The sequence below is a fragment of the Paenibacillus sp. USDA918EY genome, from assembly GCF_009870825.1.
In the GTDB taxonomy this organism is placed as follows: Bacteria; Bacillota; Bacilli; order Paenibacillales; family Paenibacillaceae; genus Paenibacillus_AQ; species Paenibacillus_AQ albilobatus.
The window spans coordinates 66,013-82,931 of the sequence record NZ_WTWY01000019.1 but is presented as its reverse complement, the minus strand read 5'-3'; the positions used below and the strand labels follow the sequence as shown (position 1 = coordinate 82,931).

Annotated in this window: 13 protein-coding genes; 11 read left to right on the top strand and 2 right to left on the bottom strand. The window is 50.1% G+C overall.

What is annotated here, in order from left to right:
- Positions 1-171 precede the first annotated feature (171 nt).
- The 7 genes from GQY55_RS26535 (at position 172) to GQY55_RS26505 (ending at position 8,764) form a co-directional block, all read left to right on the top strand.
- Positions 172-510, top strand: a complete 339-nt coding sequence (locus GQY55_RS26535; protein WP_160044929.1) for a TFIIB-type zinc ribbon-containing protein — start codon at positions 172-174, stop codon at positions 508-510.
- A 222-nt stretch (positions 511-732) separates the two neighbouring features.
- The gene (locus GQY55_RS26530) at positions 733-1,860 is read left to right on the top strand and encodes a glycoside hydrolase family 88 protein (RefSeq protein WP_160044928.1); all 1,128 of its coding nucleotides are present in this window, start codon (positions 733-735) and stop codon (positions 1,858-1,860) included.
- Positions 1,861-1,958: 98 nt separating this feature from the next.
- Positions 1,959-3,683: a cache domain-containing sensor histidine kinase gene (locus GQY55_RS26525; protein ID WP_160044927.1), complete on the top strand. Its 1,725-nt coding sequence runs from the start codon at positions 1,959-1,961 to the stop codon at positions 3,681-3,683.
- 11 nt (positions 3,684-3,694) lie between these two features.
- Positions 3,695-5,278 carry a response regulator transcription factor gene (locus GQY55_RS26520; RefSeq protein ID WP_236575882.1) on the top strand — a complete coding sequence of 528 codons (1,584 nt, stop codon included), beginning with the start codon at positions 3,695-3,697 and terminating at the stop codon, positions 5,276-5,278.
- A gap of 220 nt (positions 5,279-5,498) precedes the next feature.
- On the top strand, positions 5,499-6,410 hold the full coding sequence (locus GQY55_RS26515) for a carbohydrate ABC transporter permease (RefSeq protein WP_236575881.1): 912 nt from the start codon (positions 5,499-5,501) through the stop codon (positions 6,408-6,410).
- Between the two features lie 14 nt (positions 6,411-6,424).
- Complete coding sequence (locus tag GQY55_RS26510) at positions 6,425-7,261, top strand: carbohydrate ABC transporter permease (RefSeq protein WP_160044925.1); 837 nt, start codon at positions 6,425-6,427, stop codon at positions 7,259-7,261.
- A gap of 135 nt (positions 7,262-7,396) precedes the next feature.
- A complete protein-coding gene (locus GQY55_RS26505) occupies positions 7,397-8,764 on the top strand; it encodes an ABC transporter substrate-binding protein (RefSeq protein ID WP_160044924.1) in 1,368 nt (455 codons plus the stop codon).
- A gap of 79 nt (positions 8,765-8,843) precedes the next feature.
- Here GQY55_RS26505 and GQY55_RS26500 read toward each other — a convergent pair whose 3' ends face one another.
- Positions 8,844-10,172: an NCS2 family permease gene (locus GQY55_RS26500; RefSeq protein ID WP_160044923.1), complete on the bottom strand. Its 1,329-nt coding sequence runs from the start codon at positions 10,170-10,172 to the stop codon at positions 8,844-8,846.
- Positions 10,173-10,455: 283 nt separating this feature from the next.
- On the opposite strand from GQY55_RS26500, the gene GQY55_RS26495 reads away from it, so the two are divergent.
- Entirely contained in the window at positions 10,456-11,538 is a 1,083-nt protein-coding gene (locus tag GQY55_RS26495; RefSeq protein WP_236575880.1) for a peptidyl-prolyl cis-trans isomerase, read from the top strand.
- 98 nt (positions 11,539-11,636) lie between these two features.
- Positions 11,637-14,807: a discoidin domain-containing protein gene (locus GQY55_RS26490; protein ID WP_236575879.1), complete on the top strand. Its 3,171-nt coding sequence runs from the start codon at positions 11,637-11,639 to the stop codon at positions 14,805-14,807.
- 67 nt (positions 14,808-14,874) lie between these two features.
- Here GQY55_RS26490 and GQY55_RS26485 read toward each other — a convergent pair whose 3' ends face one another.
- Positions 14,875-15,843, bottom strand: coding sequence for a phosphotransferase family protein (locus GQY55_RS26485; protein ID WP_236575878.1), 969 nt, complete (start codon positions 15,841-15,843; stop codon positions 14,875-14,877).
- Positions 15,844-16,069: 226 nt separating this feature from the next.
- Here GQY55_RS26485 and GQY55_RS26480 point away from each other — a divergent pair, with 226 nt between their 5' ends.
- Positions 16,070-16,561: a ribonuclease gene (locus GQY55_RS26480; RefSeq protein WP_160044920.1), complete on the top strand. Its 492-nt coding sequence runs from the start codon at positions 16,070-16,072 to the stop codon at positions 16,559-16,561.
- Positions 16,562-16,581: 20 nt separating this feature from the next.
- On the top strand, positions 16,582-16,854 hold the full coding sequence (locus tag GQY55_RS26475) for a barstar family protein (RefSeq protein ID WP_160044919.1): 273 nt from the start codon (positions 16,582-16,584) through the stop codon (positions 16,852-16,854).
- Positions 16,855-16,919 lie beyond the last annotated feature (65 nt).

Below are 16,919 nucleotides of genomic sequence, written 5' to 3'. Positions count from 1 at the left end.
CTTTTTATGGTACTATTTCCATCCATGCCAAAAAAAATTCCGGACGTTGCCGTCATGGATTTGACGATTCACTTCTGCGGAAACTCGTGAATGACGCGGCCCGAAAAAGAGAAACCGTTTCGGCTAAAAGCCGTATGAACCGTAAAGAGGAATCCCAAGGAGGAATTTGCAATGAAATGTCCGATTTGTGAAGATTCGCGCATGAAGGAAGTGGAGAAGAACGGCATCCTGATCGATATATGCCCAACCTGTAAAGGGGTATGGCTGGACCGGGGGGAACTGGACAAGCTGATGGCGAACGTCCGGGAAGAACGCCCGCAATATAACGAATGGTATTATGGGGATTCCGGAGATCATCACGCGCCTAAAGAACACCGGCAGCCACCCGGGCACCATTATGCGCCGCCAAAGCAGCACTGCCCGGAGTATGACAAACACGGCCATTCCTCATATCCGTATAAGAAAAAGAAAAAAAGCGTATTGGACGTGTTTGGGGACTTGTTTGATTAAACAAGGATCATCATCCCGCTCCAACCATACGCCAGTCGATCAATGAATCCGAAAGCCCGGCATGATCTTGAAGATCATCCGGGCTTTTGTCGTGAGGGGAGCGCCTCAAAAAAGTCAAAATTTTGCACGCCACAGATAAAATTTACGCGCATGACGGCAACTCCGATTCGTTATGATGGTTCTAAAACCTGAAACAAAAATGGATAGGGGATGTGTCTTGAAATGTGGACCCAAGCGATAGAAGACGCCGTTGCCAAAACGTTAAGAAATATCGAGCGATTCGGGGATAAATTCCCGCATGTGAGCCTGAACGGAACCTATGGGCTGAACGATAACGATGATTGGACCGACGGATTCTGGTCCGGGATGTTGTGGCTCTGCTACGAATATTCCGGGAATGAACGTTTCCGTCAAGCAGCCGAAGCCACGGTCGCAAGTTTTCGCAAGCGCATGCAGGAGCATGTGGTGCTGGATCATCATGATATCGGATTTTTGTATTCGCTTTCCTCAAAAGCGCAATGGATCGTAAGCCGGGACGAATCGGCCCGGCAATTGACGCTGCAAGCCGCGGATGCGCTGATGAAACGGTGGCGCGAGCCCGGCGGCTACATCCAGGCTTGGGGCCGGAAAGACGACGCCAAGGAAGCGGGCCGGATCATTATCGACTGCCTGCTGAACCTTCCGCTTCTGTACTGGGCGAGCGAACAGACGGGCGATCCGGTCTACCGGAATGCGGCGGCCGCACAGGCGGAGAAGTCCAGGCGTTATCTTGTCCGGGGGGATGACAGTTCCTACCATACGTTCTTTTTTAATCCGGAAACCGGCGAACCGATCGGGGGAGCGACCCACCAAGGCTATTCGAACGGTTCGACCTGGACCCGGGGGCAGGCTTGGGGCGTGTACGGTTTTGCATTATCTTACCGGTACACGAAAAACCCGCTGTTCCTGGAATCCTCGAAACGACTTGCCCGGTATTTCCTGAACCACCTGCCTGAAGACCACGTCGCTTATTGGGATTTTAATGCCCCCGTCCATGCCGACACCTACCGGGACAGCTCGGCTTCCGCGATCGTGGCGGCGGGTTTGCTGGAACTGATCTCCCATTTGGATGAACAGGACCCGGATCGTTCCTATTTTCAGGATATGCTCCTGAAATCCATGACGAGCTTGGTGGAGCGGTATGCCACCATTGGCGAAGAAGATGCGGAAGGGCTGCTGAAGCGCGGATCGTATTACGTCCATGGAGGGATATCGCCGGATGATTATATGATTTGGGGCGACTACTTCTATTTGGAAGCCTTGATGCGGATGGAAAAAGGCCTGACCGGATACTGGTATGAACGCGAATGAGCGGAATGCCGATAAAATGAATGACAACTTGGCCGTAAGCGCGATACGATACGGGTAGCATAATCATCCCAGAAGCATGAAAGAGGAGAAAGTCACCCATGTTCAAGCTGAACTATTACCGCAGGATCCAATTGTCATTCCTTTTGTTTATTATCGTTCCGATCATTACCGTCTCGGTGATTTCTTTTGTCCTGATCAAGGAAACGATGGTGGAGAAGCTGCAATTGACCAACGAGAACTTTTTGAACGTCATGGTCGACGAAATCGGAAAAACGATTGACGATGCGACGTTCGCATCCCATTTTATCGTGAATGATACGAGCTTCAAAAAATATTTGAAAAACTTTGCGGATACGGACCGTTTACGCAGCTATGACGATTACACCAACTTTACGGAGATCAAAGGCGTGTTTTCCTTAATTACGTCGAAGCCGTTGAACAACAATACCCGGATGTATCTGGTAAACCGAAAACGCTTTATTATTCCGTCAAGCGAGGACGACACGACGGGAGTCAACGACCGCCTGGACGAATTGTATGCCAAAATCAATTTCAAACAGCCGGAAACCCTGCAGTGGCTCGGCATGGACAGGGGCGACCCGGGCAAAGACGGGACCTACTACATTGCCAGAGTCATTTTTGACAGCCGCGAAAAGCAGTATTTATCGGTGCTGATTATCGGGATTAACCAGGCGTATTTTGAAAAGTTGTTGAAGCCGGTCGGGTTTGGCAAGGTCGCTTTATTGGATGCAAAAGGAAACCTCATTGCCGGAAGCGCGGAGCTTTCCGCTCCCGATCCGAGCGTTCCCGCATCGTCCTTGCGTACGGAAGTGACGCTGGACAAAACGAACTGGACCCTGGTGTACGAGGCGAACAAAGAGGCGTTTACCGGGAAAATATCGCGGACGTTTTACGCGGGAATCGGCGGCGTCATTTTGTTTTTCATCATCTTTTCGATTTCTTCGATGTATATCGCCAAACGGCTCCACAGGCCGATCCAGAAGCTGCAGCGCGTCGTCCGCCAGTTCGGGATGGGGAATTTGGACGTCAGGCTGGAGGTAAAGGGGCGGAACGATATCGCCGAGCTGAGCCAAACGTTAAACACGATGCTGGATCAGCTTCAACGCCTGGTCCACGATATCGAGCGGGAACAGGAGCAGAAACGGGTGATGGAGCTGGAAGCGCTGTTTATGCAAATTCGCCCCCATTTTTTGATCAATACGCTTAATTCGATCAAATGCAGCTTGATTCTGCAGAAGGACCGGCTGCACAGCGGAATTATCGACTCTTTAATGAGTTTGCTCCGGGCTTACATGAAATTTAACGAACCGACGTCCTTGCGGGATGAGTGCGAATTGATGCGGCATTATATCGATATTATGAAAATCCGGAACGACATTCCCGTTAGGCTCGAGGTTGAGCTGGATCCGGAAATCGCTTCATGGACCATGCCCAAGCTGATGCTTCAGCCTTTAATCGAAAATGCCATCGTGCACGGGCTGGTGGATCATCCGGACGCCCAAATAACGATTCGCGCCACAAAAAGCCGCGGCTTCATAACCATCGAAATCGAGGATAACGGGGACGGCATCGAAGAAAAACGTCGGCTGATGCTGAATGAACGGCTGCAAAGCTGCGATTCCGGCCCGGATGACCCGTATGACAGGGTCGGGCTGATCAACGTTGCCCAAAGACTGCGGTTGTCTTTCGGTTCCGAGGCCACGATTGCGCTCATGCCGAATGCGGAGCGGGGCATCACCGCCGTGCTTCACATTCCGGACCACGAAATCCGCTCATTACTTCCAGGAAGGGATGCAAGCTAATGCTTAAAGTGATGTTGATTGATGATGACGTTCCGATGCTGAAGGTGCTGAAGCAAATGATCGATTGGGATGAGCTTCGGCTGCGCATCGTCGGATCCACCTACTCCAGCGCCAAAGCGCTGCATCTATTTCAAGAGACTTGGCCGGATATCGTCGTGACGGACATCGGCCTGCCGCAAAAAAACGGGATCGAGCTTGCGGAAGCTTTTCGCCATATGAAGCCCGACATCCGCGTCATCTTTTTAACCTGCCATGAGGATTTTCATTATGCCCAGCAGGCGGTGAAGCTGAACGCGGACGATTATCTGCTTAAAGACCAGCTGACGGCCGAGCAGCTCGAACAAAGCCTGCAAAAGTCGATCCGCTCTCTTCATTCCAAAGTGACGCCCTTGTATCAGAAAACGTCCAATTATAGCAGCGATTTGTTCAAACAAGGGTTGCTGCAGCGCATTTTGGACGGAGTGGATCCGCAAACGACGCGGGAATATGCCGCCGGGCTCGGGATTTCATGGGAATATCCCTGGTTCATGATGGGGATTGTGCATTTGCATTACTCGTCTTATGAACAGCTGTACGTTCAGAGCAACGTCTCGTTAATTTCCTACGCCATTTACAATATTGCCGTCGAGCTTGCCGCTTCTTACGAGGGGATCACGCCGTTTTTGGAGCAGGATCACCTGATCGTTATGTACAATTTCCGGCAAAATTTAGCCGGCAACGCATATTCCCATTTTCAAGCGTTTCTGCGGGAGCTGCGGTTCGGGGCGGAACGGTTTTTGAAATTGCGGCTGAACGTTTCCGCCGTGACGGATAAAATCGGACTGGCCGACCTTGGCTCCTGTTATCATCAAATGATCCGGCATAAACACGAGTTTTACGCGAACGGGGAATTTACGGCAACGGATATGGGGTTCCTTCATAGGCAATTGTTTTTTCCTCTGCCGCAGCGAATTTTGGATGGATACAAATCGGATCTGGAAAGGGCGGTCTTGGGAAACGATATGCGGAGCATCCGCGAGCTCATGGCAAACTTGGCACAATTGGCCCAAGAGAAGCGGTTCGAACCCGACGATTTCGTACGCGAGATTACGATGCTCCTGCGCGGCATTGACATGATGTTCTCGGAAAAAAAGTCGGATGAAGCCCGATACGCGTACCTTGCCGATGCCAGAACTCTGGAAGATGTCATGGAGCTTGCCGAAAGACAACTCGCCTTTATCGCCCAGCACAAGCAAAAGGGGTCGTCCGCGGCGATCCGCGAGCCGAAATTGCAAATGATCCAGCAATTCATCGACCAGCATCTGGCAGACAATATTACTTCGATTGACATGGCGCGGTACTTGTATTTGAATTCAAGCTACTTTTCCCGGTATTTCAAGCGGCTGACCGGCATCAACTTTACGGATTACGTCCACCAATACAAGATGGGCATCGCGGCGAAAATGATGAAAAGCTCCGGGCAAACCCTGGAATCCCTCGCGATGGGTCTTGGATACTCGGATCGAACCTATTTTTCCAAAGTATTCAAGAAATACATAGGAATGACGCCCAGCGAGTACAAAACAAAACATGCCGTCGGAAAATATGCAAAATGAAGCCGCGATAAATCTCTGAAGATTACGAGAAGCGAGGATTTTGCAAAAAACCAAGGCCGGAATCGAATTGCAGAATCCTGGAGGCAAGAAGTCAAAATTTTACCCGTACCAGGTCAGAATCCATCCTTCGAAAAGGATGGATTTTTTTTAAGATAGACATGAGTTAAACGCTAGAACAAATCATGTTGAGGTGATACAAGTGGAAGCTGCCAAACCAATCTTGAAGACTGAAAAACCTCAAGATTCCCGAAAATTTTGGACTCCGAAACGGAAGGAAGCCCTCGTCGGCTGGTTGTTCCTTGCGCCGGAGATCGTCGGAATGCTGCTGCTGAACGTGTTTGCGCTCGGATTCTCCCTTTATTTGAGCTTTACTTCCTGGAATCTTCTGTCAGGGATCTCGGGCATCAAATTCGCCGGGCTTGAAAATTACGTTCATATGCTGCATGACCCGACGATTTTGAAAGCATTAAAAAACAATTTGATTTATACCGTGCTGACGGTTCCGGTTCCGATCGCGATCGCGCTCGTGCTGGCCGTTCTTATCCATAACAAGGTGTTTTGGAAGGACTATTTCAAGGTTGTGTTTTTTATCCCTTACATTTCGTCCATCATTGCCGTCGCGGCGGTATGGAGCGCGTTGTTCCACCCCTCCCTGGGACCGGTCAACCAGTTTCTGATGGACCTGGGCATCTCGAACCCTCCGAAATGGCTGGTGGATCCGAAAACGTCGCTGATCTCGATCGCCATCATCAGTTCCTGGGCCGGTCTCGGTTATACGATCATCATTTACATGGCCGGCCTCACCAACATATCCAACGAACTTTATGAGGCTGCGGAAATCGACGGCGCGACGGGGTTGACGAAGTTTTTCAAGATTACGGTTCCTTTGCTTCGCCCGACGACCTTTTTCCTGCTCATTACGATGCTCATCGGCTCCTTTAAAGTCTTCGATATCATTTCGTACCTGACTGAAGGCGGGCCGGATAATTCATCGACGGTCATCGTATTCAGGATCTATGAGGAAGGCTTCGTCAACTATAACATGGGGTATGCTTCGGCAATCTCCTGGCTGCTGTTTGCCATCATTGCGGTCATCACGGCGGCAACCTGGAAAATGAGAAAAGAAGAGTAGGGGGAAGGAAGACCATGCCGTTTATTCGAAGAAATATTTCCAAACTGATAACGACTTTGTTCATGGGGGCTCTATCCGTCTTATTCCTGATTCCGTTCGTATGGATGGTTTCGTCGGCATTTAAATTCGAAAAGGATGTCATGCGTTTTCCGATCGACTGGATTCCTAAATCGATCAATGTGGTGTACAATTTCAAAGCGGTCTGGATGGGGAAGGTGCCGTTTTTACATATTTATTTCAACTCCATCAAGGTTGCCGTCATCGTAACGATCATTACGCTGCTCGTGTCGACCATGGCCGCGTATTCGTTCACCAAGCTGAAATTCCGCGGGAGAAACCTGGTGTTTACGGCGCTGCTTGCCTTTATGATCATTCCGGACCAGGCCACGCTCATTCCGCGTTTTATGCTCATCCGCTGGATGGGGTTGTATGACACGCATATTGCGCTCATCCTGATGAGCATGTTTTCGATTTATTTCACGTTCTTGCTCCGCCAGTTTATGACGGGGATCAGCGACGAATACATTGAAGCCGCGAAAATCGACGGGGCGGGTCACCTAAGGACATTCGCTTCGATTATTGTTCCGCTTTGCCAGCCGGTGTTGGCGACCGTCGCCATTATTAAATTCATTTGGTCCTGGAACGATTATCAGAATCCGCTCATCTTCTTGCAAACGAAAAACTTGTATACGATCCCGCTCGGCATGACCTTGTTCCGGGACGATTACACGACGAACGACGCCATTATGATGATGGCTTCGCTCTCTGCGATCATACCGCTCTTAATCGTATTCGTCATTTTGCAGAAACAAGTGATCAACGGCATTGCCTTGGGCGGCGTCAAAGGGTGAATGATTTTGAGGCCGGGATGCCAAAAAGTCAAAAAAATGATCGATATACCTCAAAATTATGCACTTGCATGCCGCGGCCAGTCATTATACTGATGTTACAAGGCTGAGGAACTTCCATATTTAGGGGGCAGAAAAATGAGAAGGAAAAGCAAACGGAATCTTATAGCTTCATTTTGCCTGTTGTTGGCAGCGTTTACCGCGCTGAGCGGCTGCGGCGGCAACTCCGATTCGGCCGACGGCGCGAAATCGTCGGGCGGTCAGGTCACGATCAAATATTACAACTGGGATAATGCCGATCAGGAAGCCGCCACGGACGCGATGCTCAAAGAATTCGAGGCGCAAAACCCGAATATCAAGGTCGAGCACGTCGTGCTTGTTCCCGGCAACTCCGTCGAGATGCTGAAAAAGCTTGATTTCCTGATTTCGTCCGGCGAAGCGGTTGACGTCGTCAACGTGCCGAGCTCGGGTTCCGTCATCGAAAGAGCGGCCAGAGGGGCGCTTGCACCGTTGAACGAATTCTATCAAAAAGAAGGAGTCAAACCGGAAGACGAGTATTACGTGAATCCGAAGGTCGGCGACAAATATTACGGGATGCAGATGACGGCGGGGTATCAGTTCGTGCTGCTGAATAAAAACGCTTTGGACGAAGCGGGCCTGCCCGTGCCGACCTACGGCTGGACTTGGGACGATTTCCGCGAATACGCGAAAAAGCTGACGAAAGGCGAAGGCGTCGACAAGCGTTACGGGACGTATTTCCACACATGGGAGCTTTACATGAACGCACCGGCGCAAACCGTCATGAAGGATCCGTTCCGCTACGACGACGGAACCACCATTCTGTCGGATCCGACGTACAAATATTTCTTCCAGCTGCGTAAAGACATGGAGACGGTCGATAAGTCGGCCAAGCCTTATGCCGATACGCTTGCGGCCAAGCTGAACTACCGGAGCGAATTTTTCAGCGGCGATGCGGCGATGCTGCTTTCGGGAAGTTTCATGATCCCGGACCCGGGGAACGTGGAGCAGTACCCGCATGATTTCAAAACGGCGTTTGCGCCGGTACCGCTTCCTCCGCAAAACGCTTTGCCTAAAGATTATGAAGGCGGCAAATATTTCGTAGGCGGCAGCCAGCTCGCGATGGGCGCGACGTCCAAACATAAAGAGGAAGCTTATAAGCTGATGCGCTTTATGACAACGGCGGACTCCGAATCGAGAATGGAATTCTCCGGCTGGAAAAAGTCGGACCCTAATAAATTGCTCGACCGTCTGGTCGGCAAAAACAAGGACATGTATGACGTGGAATCGCTCAAAAACAGTCTATTTGGTCCGGACATCAAATATTTGGATGCGTCGCCGATCGTAACGACAAGCTCTTCCGACCTGACGAAGGTGATTGACGACGGGTTCAGCAAATTCATGCTGAGCAACGAATCGATCGACGCCGTCCAAAAATGGATGGTAGACGAAGCGACCAAAATCATTAACGAAAAAGAAGCAAAATAATCATTAAAGTCACGGTAGAAACCAAAAAGCCCGCGCCGAACGCCAAAACGTTCGATGCGGGCTTTCTTCGTCGCCGGGCTTACATCGCCTGCAGCACGAAATAGATGACGAAAAGAAGCGAAATGATGTAGAAAAGGGGTTTCACTTCACGTGCTTTGCCGACGGCGACATGGAACAGCGCATAGCTGATAAAGCCGATTGCGATCCCGTCCACGATGCTGTGCAGGAGCGGAATGAAGGCAATGACAAAAAACGCGGGAAAACCTTCTTCCAGCCGTTTAAAGGAAATGTTGCGAACGGCCGGCATCATCAAGCCGCCGATAAAAATGAGAATCGGCGCAACCGCCTGATCAGGAACAAGCGTGATGACCGGCAACGCGATGAGCGAAACCAAAAACAGCGATCCCGTTACGATCGGCGTCCAGCCGGTTTTTCCGCCCGCGGAAATGCCCGCAGCGGCTTCGACCGTGGACACCGTCGGACTCGTGCCGAAGATGCCGCTTAAAAAGACGGTAAACGACGTCGCTTGGATAGCGCGCTTGAACCGCCCTGGTTTGCCGCTCATATTCAGCTGCGCGTTAATGAGTCCGACATTTTCGAACACGATGACCAGCGTAAGAGAAAAAACCGCGACAACCAACGTGGCGACCGGCGCGCCTTTCACCGACAAACGTCCGAAAACGTCTCCGAAAGACGCCCAGGAGGAACCCCCGACGTTTGCAGACGTGTGAGGCGCCGCTCCGAACAGATAGGCCAGCACCGTTCCCCCGATGATCGCCAGCAGCAAATTGCCCGGCACGTTGCGCATGTACAGGATGCAAGTCAGCACCAGCGTCAAAAGCGTGACCAGAACGCCCGGATCGGCAAACGACTGCACCGCAATCACCGAAGAAGGATCGGCTGCGATCACGCCGCCTTTTTGCAGCCCGATCAGGACGAGCATGAGGCCGATGCCGACCGAGATGGCTTCCTGCAGCGAGGCCGGAATGGCTATCCGCAGCTTTTCGATGAGCGGAGTCATGCTGATGGCCAAAAAACATACGCCGGACATCATGCCGACGGCCAACGCCTGCTGCCACGTCAACCCCATGCCTTGCACGATCGTGTACGTAAACATGGCGTTGATCCCCATGCCGGGCGCGATGATCAAAGGCGCTTTGCCCCAGATGCCCATGATGAAGCAGCCTGCCGCCGAGGCCAGAATGGTGGCGACGACACCTGCTTCTTGCGGAATGCCGGCATCCGCCAATATGGATGAATTGACAATGATAATGTAGACGATCGCAATAAAAGATACGGCTCCCGCTAACAGCTCCCGCCGCCAAGCGCTCGGGGCGAGGCGGGAAGACGGATTAGGTGAAGTTTTCTCCTCTGCATGCGACGATGCCTGTTTTTCTTGGTGGACCAACCGAATACCTGCTTTCCATTGTAGCCCCTCACCCAACCCTTTCAATGGTATTGAAAGATAGACGGCATAAAACCGTCATGTGGATGATTGTACCACAATTATCAATCCATGAAGTAAAGAAAATGAAACAAAAGTAAAGAACTCTAAATTGTAAGCGTTTTCTGAGCGGAACTATAATGGATTTGCGAAGCATATATAACATGATTTGGATATTTCTGACCATTTTATACAGATCCGTCGTTTTCATTTGTTAGAAAATCTAATGACGAGGGGGCCTATGGGAATGACGAAACGTAAATTAAGCAGATCGAATGCGTGGATCATCGCCGGCATGGCGGTCATGGCGATCATGTTATTCATTTTCGTTCAAAGGCCTGTTTTCTCCAAAACCGATTCCGCAATCGATCCGATCGCGACGGTCAACGGCGAACCCGTCCAAGTCAACGAATTTCAAAGAGCCGTGCAAGCGAATAAAGCCCGCGTGATCGACTATTTTTACGAAAAATATGGCGCAGTTCAATCGGCTTCGTTTTGGACCGCGTCCTATGGCGGGGAAGTTCCGATCGAACGATTAAAAAAGAAGGCGCTTGAGGAAAGCGTGAACTTGAAAATCCAACAGATCATCGCCAAAGAGCAAGGGGTGCTGACGGATATCCGTTACAGCGTTTTTTTGCAAAACCTCTCAGATGAAAACGAAAGAAGAAAAAAGGCCATCGAGAAAAAAGAGGTCGTCTTCGGGCCCGCCCAATATACGGAGGACGCTTATTTCGAATATGTGATGACCAATGCAATATTATCCGTCAAAAAACGTTTCATGGAACATGACTGGAAACCCGACGAACATCAGCTGAAGCAGTTTTACGAAACGAAAAAAAGCGAGTTGTACCAAGCGCCTGCAGCCGTGAACGTGCGGCTATTATCGATATCGTTTCCTAAAGCGGACTCAGATGAAGATGAGCGCCTGAAGGCCCGGGCGAAGCAAAAAATCGAAGCGGCTTCAACGAAAATCTCAAATGGAATGACATTCGAGCAAGCGGCAAAGGAAATCGGTCCGGACGGACAGGTAACCGAGCAGTCCTATCCTTTGGATCGCTTTAGGCATAACGCTGCAAGTCCGGTTGCTCAAGCGGCTTCGATGCTCCAGGCAGGAGAAATCAGCGGAATCATCGAAGAAAACGGCCGTTTTTTTCTGGTCCAATGTTTGGAAAACGTCAAGGCCGGCTCCCGCTACTTGTCTTTTGATGCCGTGAAGGACCAAGCGTTAAAAGACTACATCGATGACCGATATGCCAGTTACGTTCGCCAACGGGTTTCGGAGGCAAAGGTCGTCGTAAACGATCGACTGTACAAGCCATTTCAAATGTAACGCCGATCAGGCATTACATAAATAAAAATGGAAGGGAATGTTGCTCATTGAACCGACAGAGATTCAAAAAAACAATCGGCATGATTCTGATTTTCACCATGTTTTGTTCATTGGTGATCGCTTTGCCGCCTGAGGCGAAGGCTGCCGGAACGACTTATTACGTGGATAGTATAGGAGGTAATGACGGAAATAGCGGCACAAGCGAAAGTTCTGCCTGGAAGTCGCTGGATAAAGTGAACGCAACGACGTTTGCGCCGGGCGACAAAATTTTGTTTAAAGCCGGGGGAAGCTGGAACGGCAGGTTGTGGCCGAAAGGTTCAGGCGAAAACGGAAATCCGATCGTCATCGACATGTACGGTTCAGGCGGCAAGCCGTTAATCGCCGGCGTGACGTCCGAGCTGGAAGCCGTCTTTTTGAAGAACCAGCAGTATTGGGAAATCAACAATCTCGAAGTGACGAACCGTTCGCCGCTGCCTTTCGACAGGGATTGGCAGAATCCGCGGGGCCAGCGTAGAGGCGTCTATATTTTGAATGAGGAAGCAGGCATATTAAATCATATTTATATCAAAAATTTGAATATCCACGATGTGGACGGTTCTTATACGACCCGTTCCGGAGGAATTATCGTCGACTCGGTCGGATCGACCACCCCCAGCGCTTTTAACGATATTTTGATTGACGGCAACACGCTGACCGATGTGGATGCCTATGGCATTTACGTCGGCTCCAACTGCATCCTGCGTTACGGAATGGGCGATTTATGGCCTTGGGTGCCGAAACCTTACGGACCGTGGACGCCTTCGACGAACGTCAAAATATCCAACAACACCGTGCTCCGGGCGGCAACCGGCGGGATCGCATGGAACGTAACCGACGGCGCGGTTGTCGAGCGCAATACGGTAGGCCAAGCCACATACCTGGCAACCAACGCCTCGATTTGGTGGGCTTATGCAGACAACAATCTCGTTCAATTCAACGAGTCTTTTGCAAGCGTCAACGGCGCCGAGGACGGACATGGCTTTGACGTGGATGCAGGCAACATCGGCTCATTGGTGCAATACAATTACAGCCATGACAACGCCGGCGGGTTCATGCTTTTTGTAAACGATACGTATTACACGGTCAACACGATCGTTCGATACAACATCAGCCAAAACGACCGAAAAAGCATCTTCCGATACAGCGGCTCGATCGATAACGTCTATAATTACAACAATACGGTTTATGTTGGCAAAGCGTCCGGAAACCCGGTGATGAGCGATTATTTCACGAAAGCATCGGGCACTCCGCGCAACATTAAAAATTATAATAACGCGTACTACAGCGTCGGCGATCGAGGCTGGGATTTGCGGGGCCAAACCTTCGATTACAATGCTTATTACGGAGGGAATACGTTAGTTCGGACCGATGCGCATAAGGTGACCGCCGAACCTAAATTCGTCAATCCCGGAAGCGGCTCGATCGGCATGAACACCGTCGGCGGATACAAGCTGCAAGCCGATTCTCCTTTAATCGGAGCGGGCATTCGGATTAACGATAACGGAGGACGGGATTATTTCGGCAATCCGCTATACAACGAGGCTCCCGATATCGGCGCACACGAATACGAAGGCAGCGTGCCTCCGGCCGGTCAAATGCCTGACCCGATCGACATCGTTCCGATCCGTCCGGTCAGCACGCCCGTCGATGATTTGGCTCCGTTGGCCGTGGCTGGTACGACGTTTAATACATCTTCGGACGGGCCAATCGGTAACATCAACGACAAATATTACGATACGGCTTGGAAAACCGACGTTTCACCTGCGTTCCCGAATGATATTACGCTGGATTTCGGCAAGGAATCCGTTTCCGCCAACCAATTGAAGTTAAACACGAGAATGGGAAAAGACTCGGGGATCACGGATTTCGATCTGGAGTACTATAACGGGTCGTCATGGGTGCCGATTCGAACAGGCGTTCATCTTACGTGGGATTCGAATTCCGGTTATAACGAGATCAAATCGGTGGAGTTTCCACTGACCCGTTTCTCCAAGCTTAGATTGAAGGTCCATGACGGGAACCGGAAATCGGGATATCTTTCGCTGAACGAACTTGAGTTATACAACAACCCTGATTTATACAAAGACATGGTCACCACGACCTTCCCGACAGGAGCAGGCGAAATTGCGAACATTCTTGACGGCAATTTGAATTCGGCTTGGGGAAGTGCCACCAATATCAAATTCCCGGGTTACATCACCCTTGACTATGGCGAACAGCCGACGCCTGTCAATAAAGTTACGTTGGTCACCTTTTTCGGAATCGGCCAAGGCATAACCGATTTTGACGTGGAATATTATGACGGCAGCCGCTGGTTAACCGCTTTGTCCGGCGCCTCGATCCAGTGGAAACTGAACGACAGCACGAAAGAACATCAGAGCGTTGCTTTTCCGACGGTAAAGGCCTATAAACTTCGGTTGAAGGTTAACGGCGGCAATCGGACATGGGGCAACATCGCGCTAAATGAACTGATCATAGAGCATGCCCCCGAACTTGACAACATACCCGTCACGGGAATTTCGCTCGATCGACCGCAGCTGGTGTTTAATGCGTCTTCCGATCGCCAAATCGTACTGAACGCCACCGTCATGCCCGAAAACGCGACCAATAAAAAGATGACATGGAGCACAAACGATGCGCGGGTGGCCACGGTAGACGAACATGGAACAGTGACGGCGGCAGGAGAAGGAACAGCGGTGATTACCGCCAAAACGGATGACGGCAATTTTGAAGCATCGAGCCGTATCACGGTCGATTGGACGGCACCGGAAATAACAATCCATTCGGTTGCGACTTCCGTATATAACACAGGCATGTTTCAACCGCAATTCGACATTTCGGACAAACTGGCTGGGGTTGACCATGAGAAGACAGCAGTGCTGCTGGACGGGAAAAAATTAGAGGATTTAAGCGGAATTCCGCTGTACCTGCTTGAGCCCGGAGATCATGCATTGACCGTTCAAGCCGCGGATTTGGCAGGGAACGGGGCCGAGAAATCCGTCCATTTTCAGGTGCTGACAAACTATGAAACACTCGGGGAGCTGATTTCGGATTTCGCGAATCGCGGCTGGATCGATAATCATGGAATCGCAAACAGTCTGTTGAAAAAATTGCAAAATCGGAATGCAAACAGCTTTATTCAAGAAGTGAAAGCACAAAAAGGGAAGCATATCTCTGCCGAAGCTGCGGAAATTTTGCTTCGCGACGCGGGGACGCTGCTTAACCAATAGAAGCTGTTTCTCTAAGATCACATGAAGCGATAGCGCCGGTTTCTGCGGAAACAGGCGCTATTCGCATTTAAAGAAACTGCAATGCGCATTTGGAATGATATTCGGCCAGCCCTATGGCGAATGTCTGATCCGGAAAACCTCTGTGCAGCAGCTTCAATCCGCCCGAGGTTAGCGAGATATGATGGAGGAAGCGGTAGAACCGCATCCGGTCTTCATCGAGCGAATCATTTTTCAAATACCGGTAGAACTCCCCGAACCTGAACGTCATAAAACTGTGCTCATGTTCAATATCAAAAAACATCGCTCCCTCGATATCGATCAAGCAGGGTTCCAGTCGGTCATTTACCAAAACATGATCGGGTCCCAGTTCCCCGTGAATAAAACCGTATTCCGTCCGGGGCGTCAGTTTGGATTCGAGTTCATGCATCGTATCGAGCAGTTTGTCATGGTTCGTACTAATGCTCTCCATATGGCGTGAAGCATAGGATAGCTGTTCTTTGGCATCCTCCATTTGAATTTGCTGACATGCAGCCGTGCTGGCGTCGGAATGATCCGGCTTCCCAAAGGTTTGCCTTTTGTCGGCATGCATGGCGGCAAGCATTTCACCCAACCGTTGAAACACTTGATCTTGAACCCGTGAATCTGCATTGCGGAAATAGTCTTCCGCCTTTTGTCCTTCAATATATTCAACCAGTGCATAATCAAAAGTGTAACGGATCCTTTCTTTATTCAAATCATACAGAGAGGGCGTTCGAATGCCTTTTTGCGTCAAATATCGGTTGTTGATTTCAAAAAGATCGCCGCCATAGGATTGTTCGCTTGGATTTTTACGTGCCGTTTCTTCTTGAAAATAACTCATTGCAAGATCCCACACGTACAAAACGCAGGAAAATCCATTGCTGCAGTCGATTTTGTAGACGACCTTTTGCGCGCCGCCATGCATCCGCGATACGTTGGCAACGACATAGCCGGTTCCAAAAACATCGCGTATATAACTCTGTAAATCCGTTTGATTAAGATGACAAGTCCCATCCATTGAACAACACTCCTGAACAAAAGTTTTTGCCGGCTACTCCATCGTAGATAAAATCCGGCCGAAAATATAGACTTTTTCTTTCCGGGTTGGTATGATGTTGAATAAGGTGTCGATAAAATCAGCCGTTCAAAGCCTCTGGATTTCATTCCTTAGGCTTTTTGTTTGTGCACCTTCCATGGGCGGCGGCCATCATAAGACCATTTCATAAAGAAACGAGGATGAATCATTGAAAGCTTTGAAGTCCGTATTATTTGTTTTGTTCAGTTGTCTGCTGCTTTTGACCGGTTGCGGAGTGAGCGAGATCCAGCAGAGCCAACAACCGGGCCAGCAATCGAACCGCCAATCGAGCCAACAGCCGGCCCAACAGCAAAAGCATCAGCAGCAGTCGGAACGTTTAACGACGTTTGAGGCCGTTGCGGATTACATCAAGGAACACCATAAACTTCCCGACAATTTCATTACGAAAAAAGAAGCGGAAAAGCTGGGCTGGGACGCGCAAGCGGGAAATTTGCAAAAAGTTGCGCCGGGGAAAAGCATTGGCGGCGATATTTTCCGGAACCGAGAAAAGAAATTGCCCGATAAAAAGGGGAGAATCTGGTATGAAGCGGATATCAATTATAAATCCGGGCATCGGGGAAAAGACCGCATTCTATTCTCCAACGACGGTTTAATATACAAGACGGAAGATCACTACAACACGTTTGAACAAATCAAGTAATCATTGGAGGATCATAAAAAATGCGTACGTTCATTTTAGATGGCGGGAACATCGATAACATCGGTCAACTGCATGCCGTCCTCAAGGAAGGATTGGCATTGCCCGATCTTTACGGCGGCAATCTGGACGCTTTTTGGGATTGTCTTACGGGTTGGGTCGACATGCCGCTTACCGTTCGCTGGGTCCGTTTTGAGGAAAGCGAGAAGAAGCTGGGGGAATACAGCCGGTCCCTGCTGCAGTTGTTCCGGGATGCGGAAGAAGAAATCGAAGGTTTTCGACTGGAACTCGAGTAATCTTCGGCAATCCTATTTAGTTACATACATTTGAAAAGCCTGATCCGTCAGGCTTTTTTATTTCG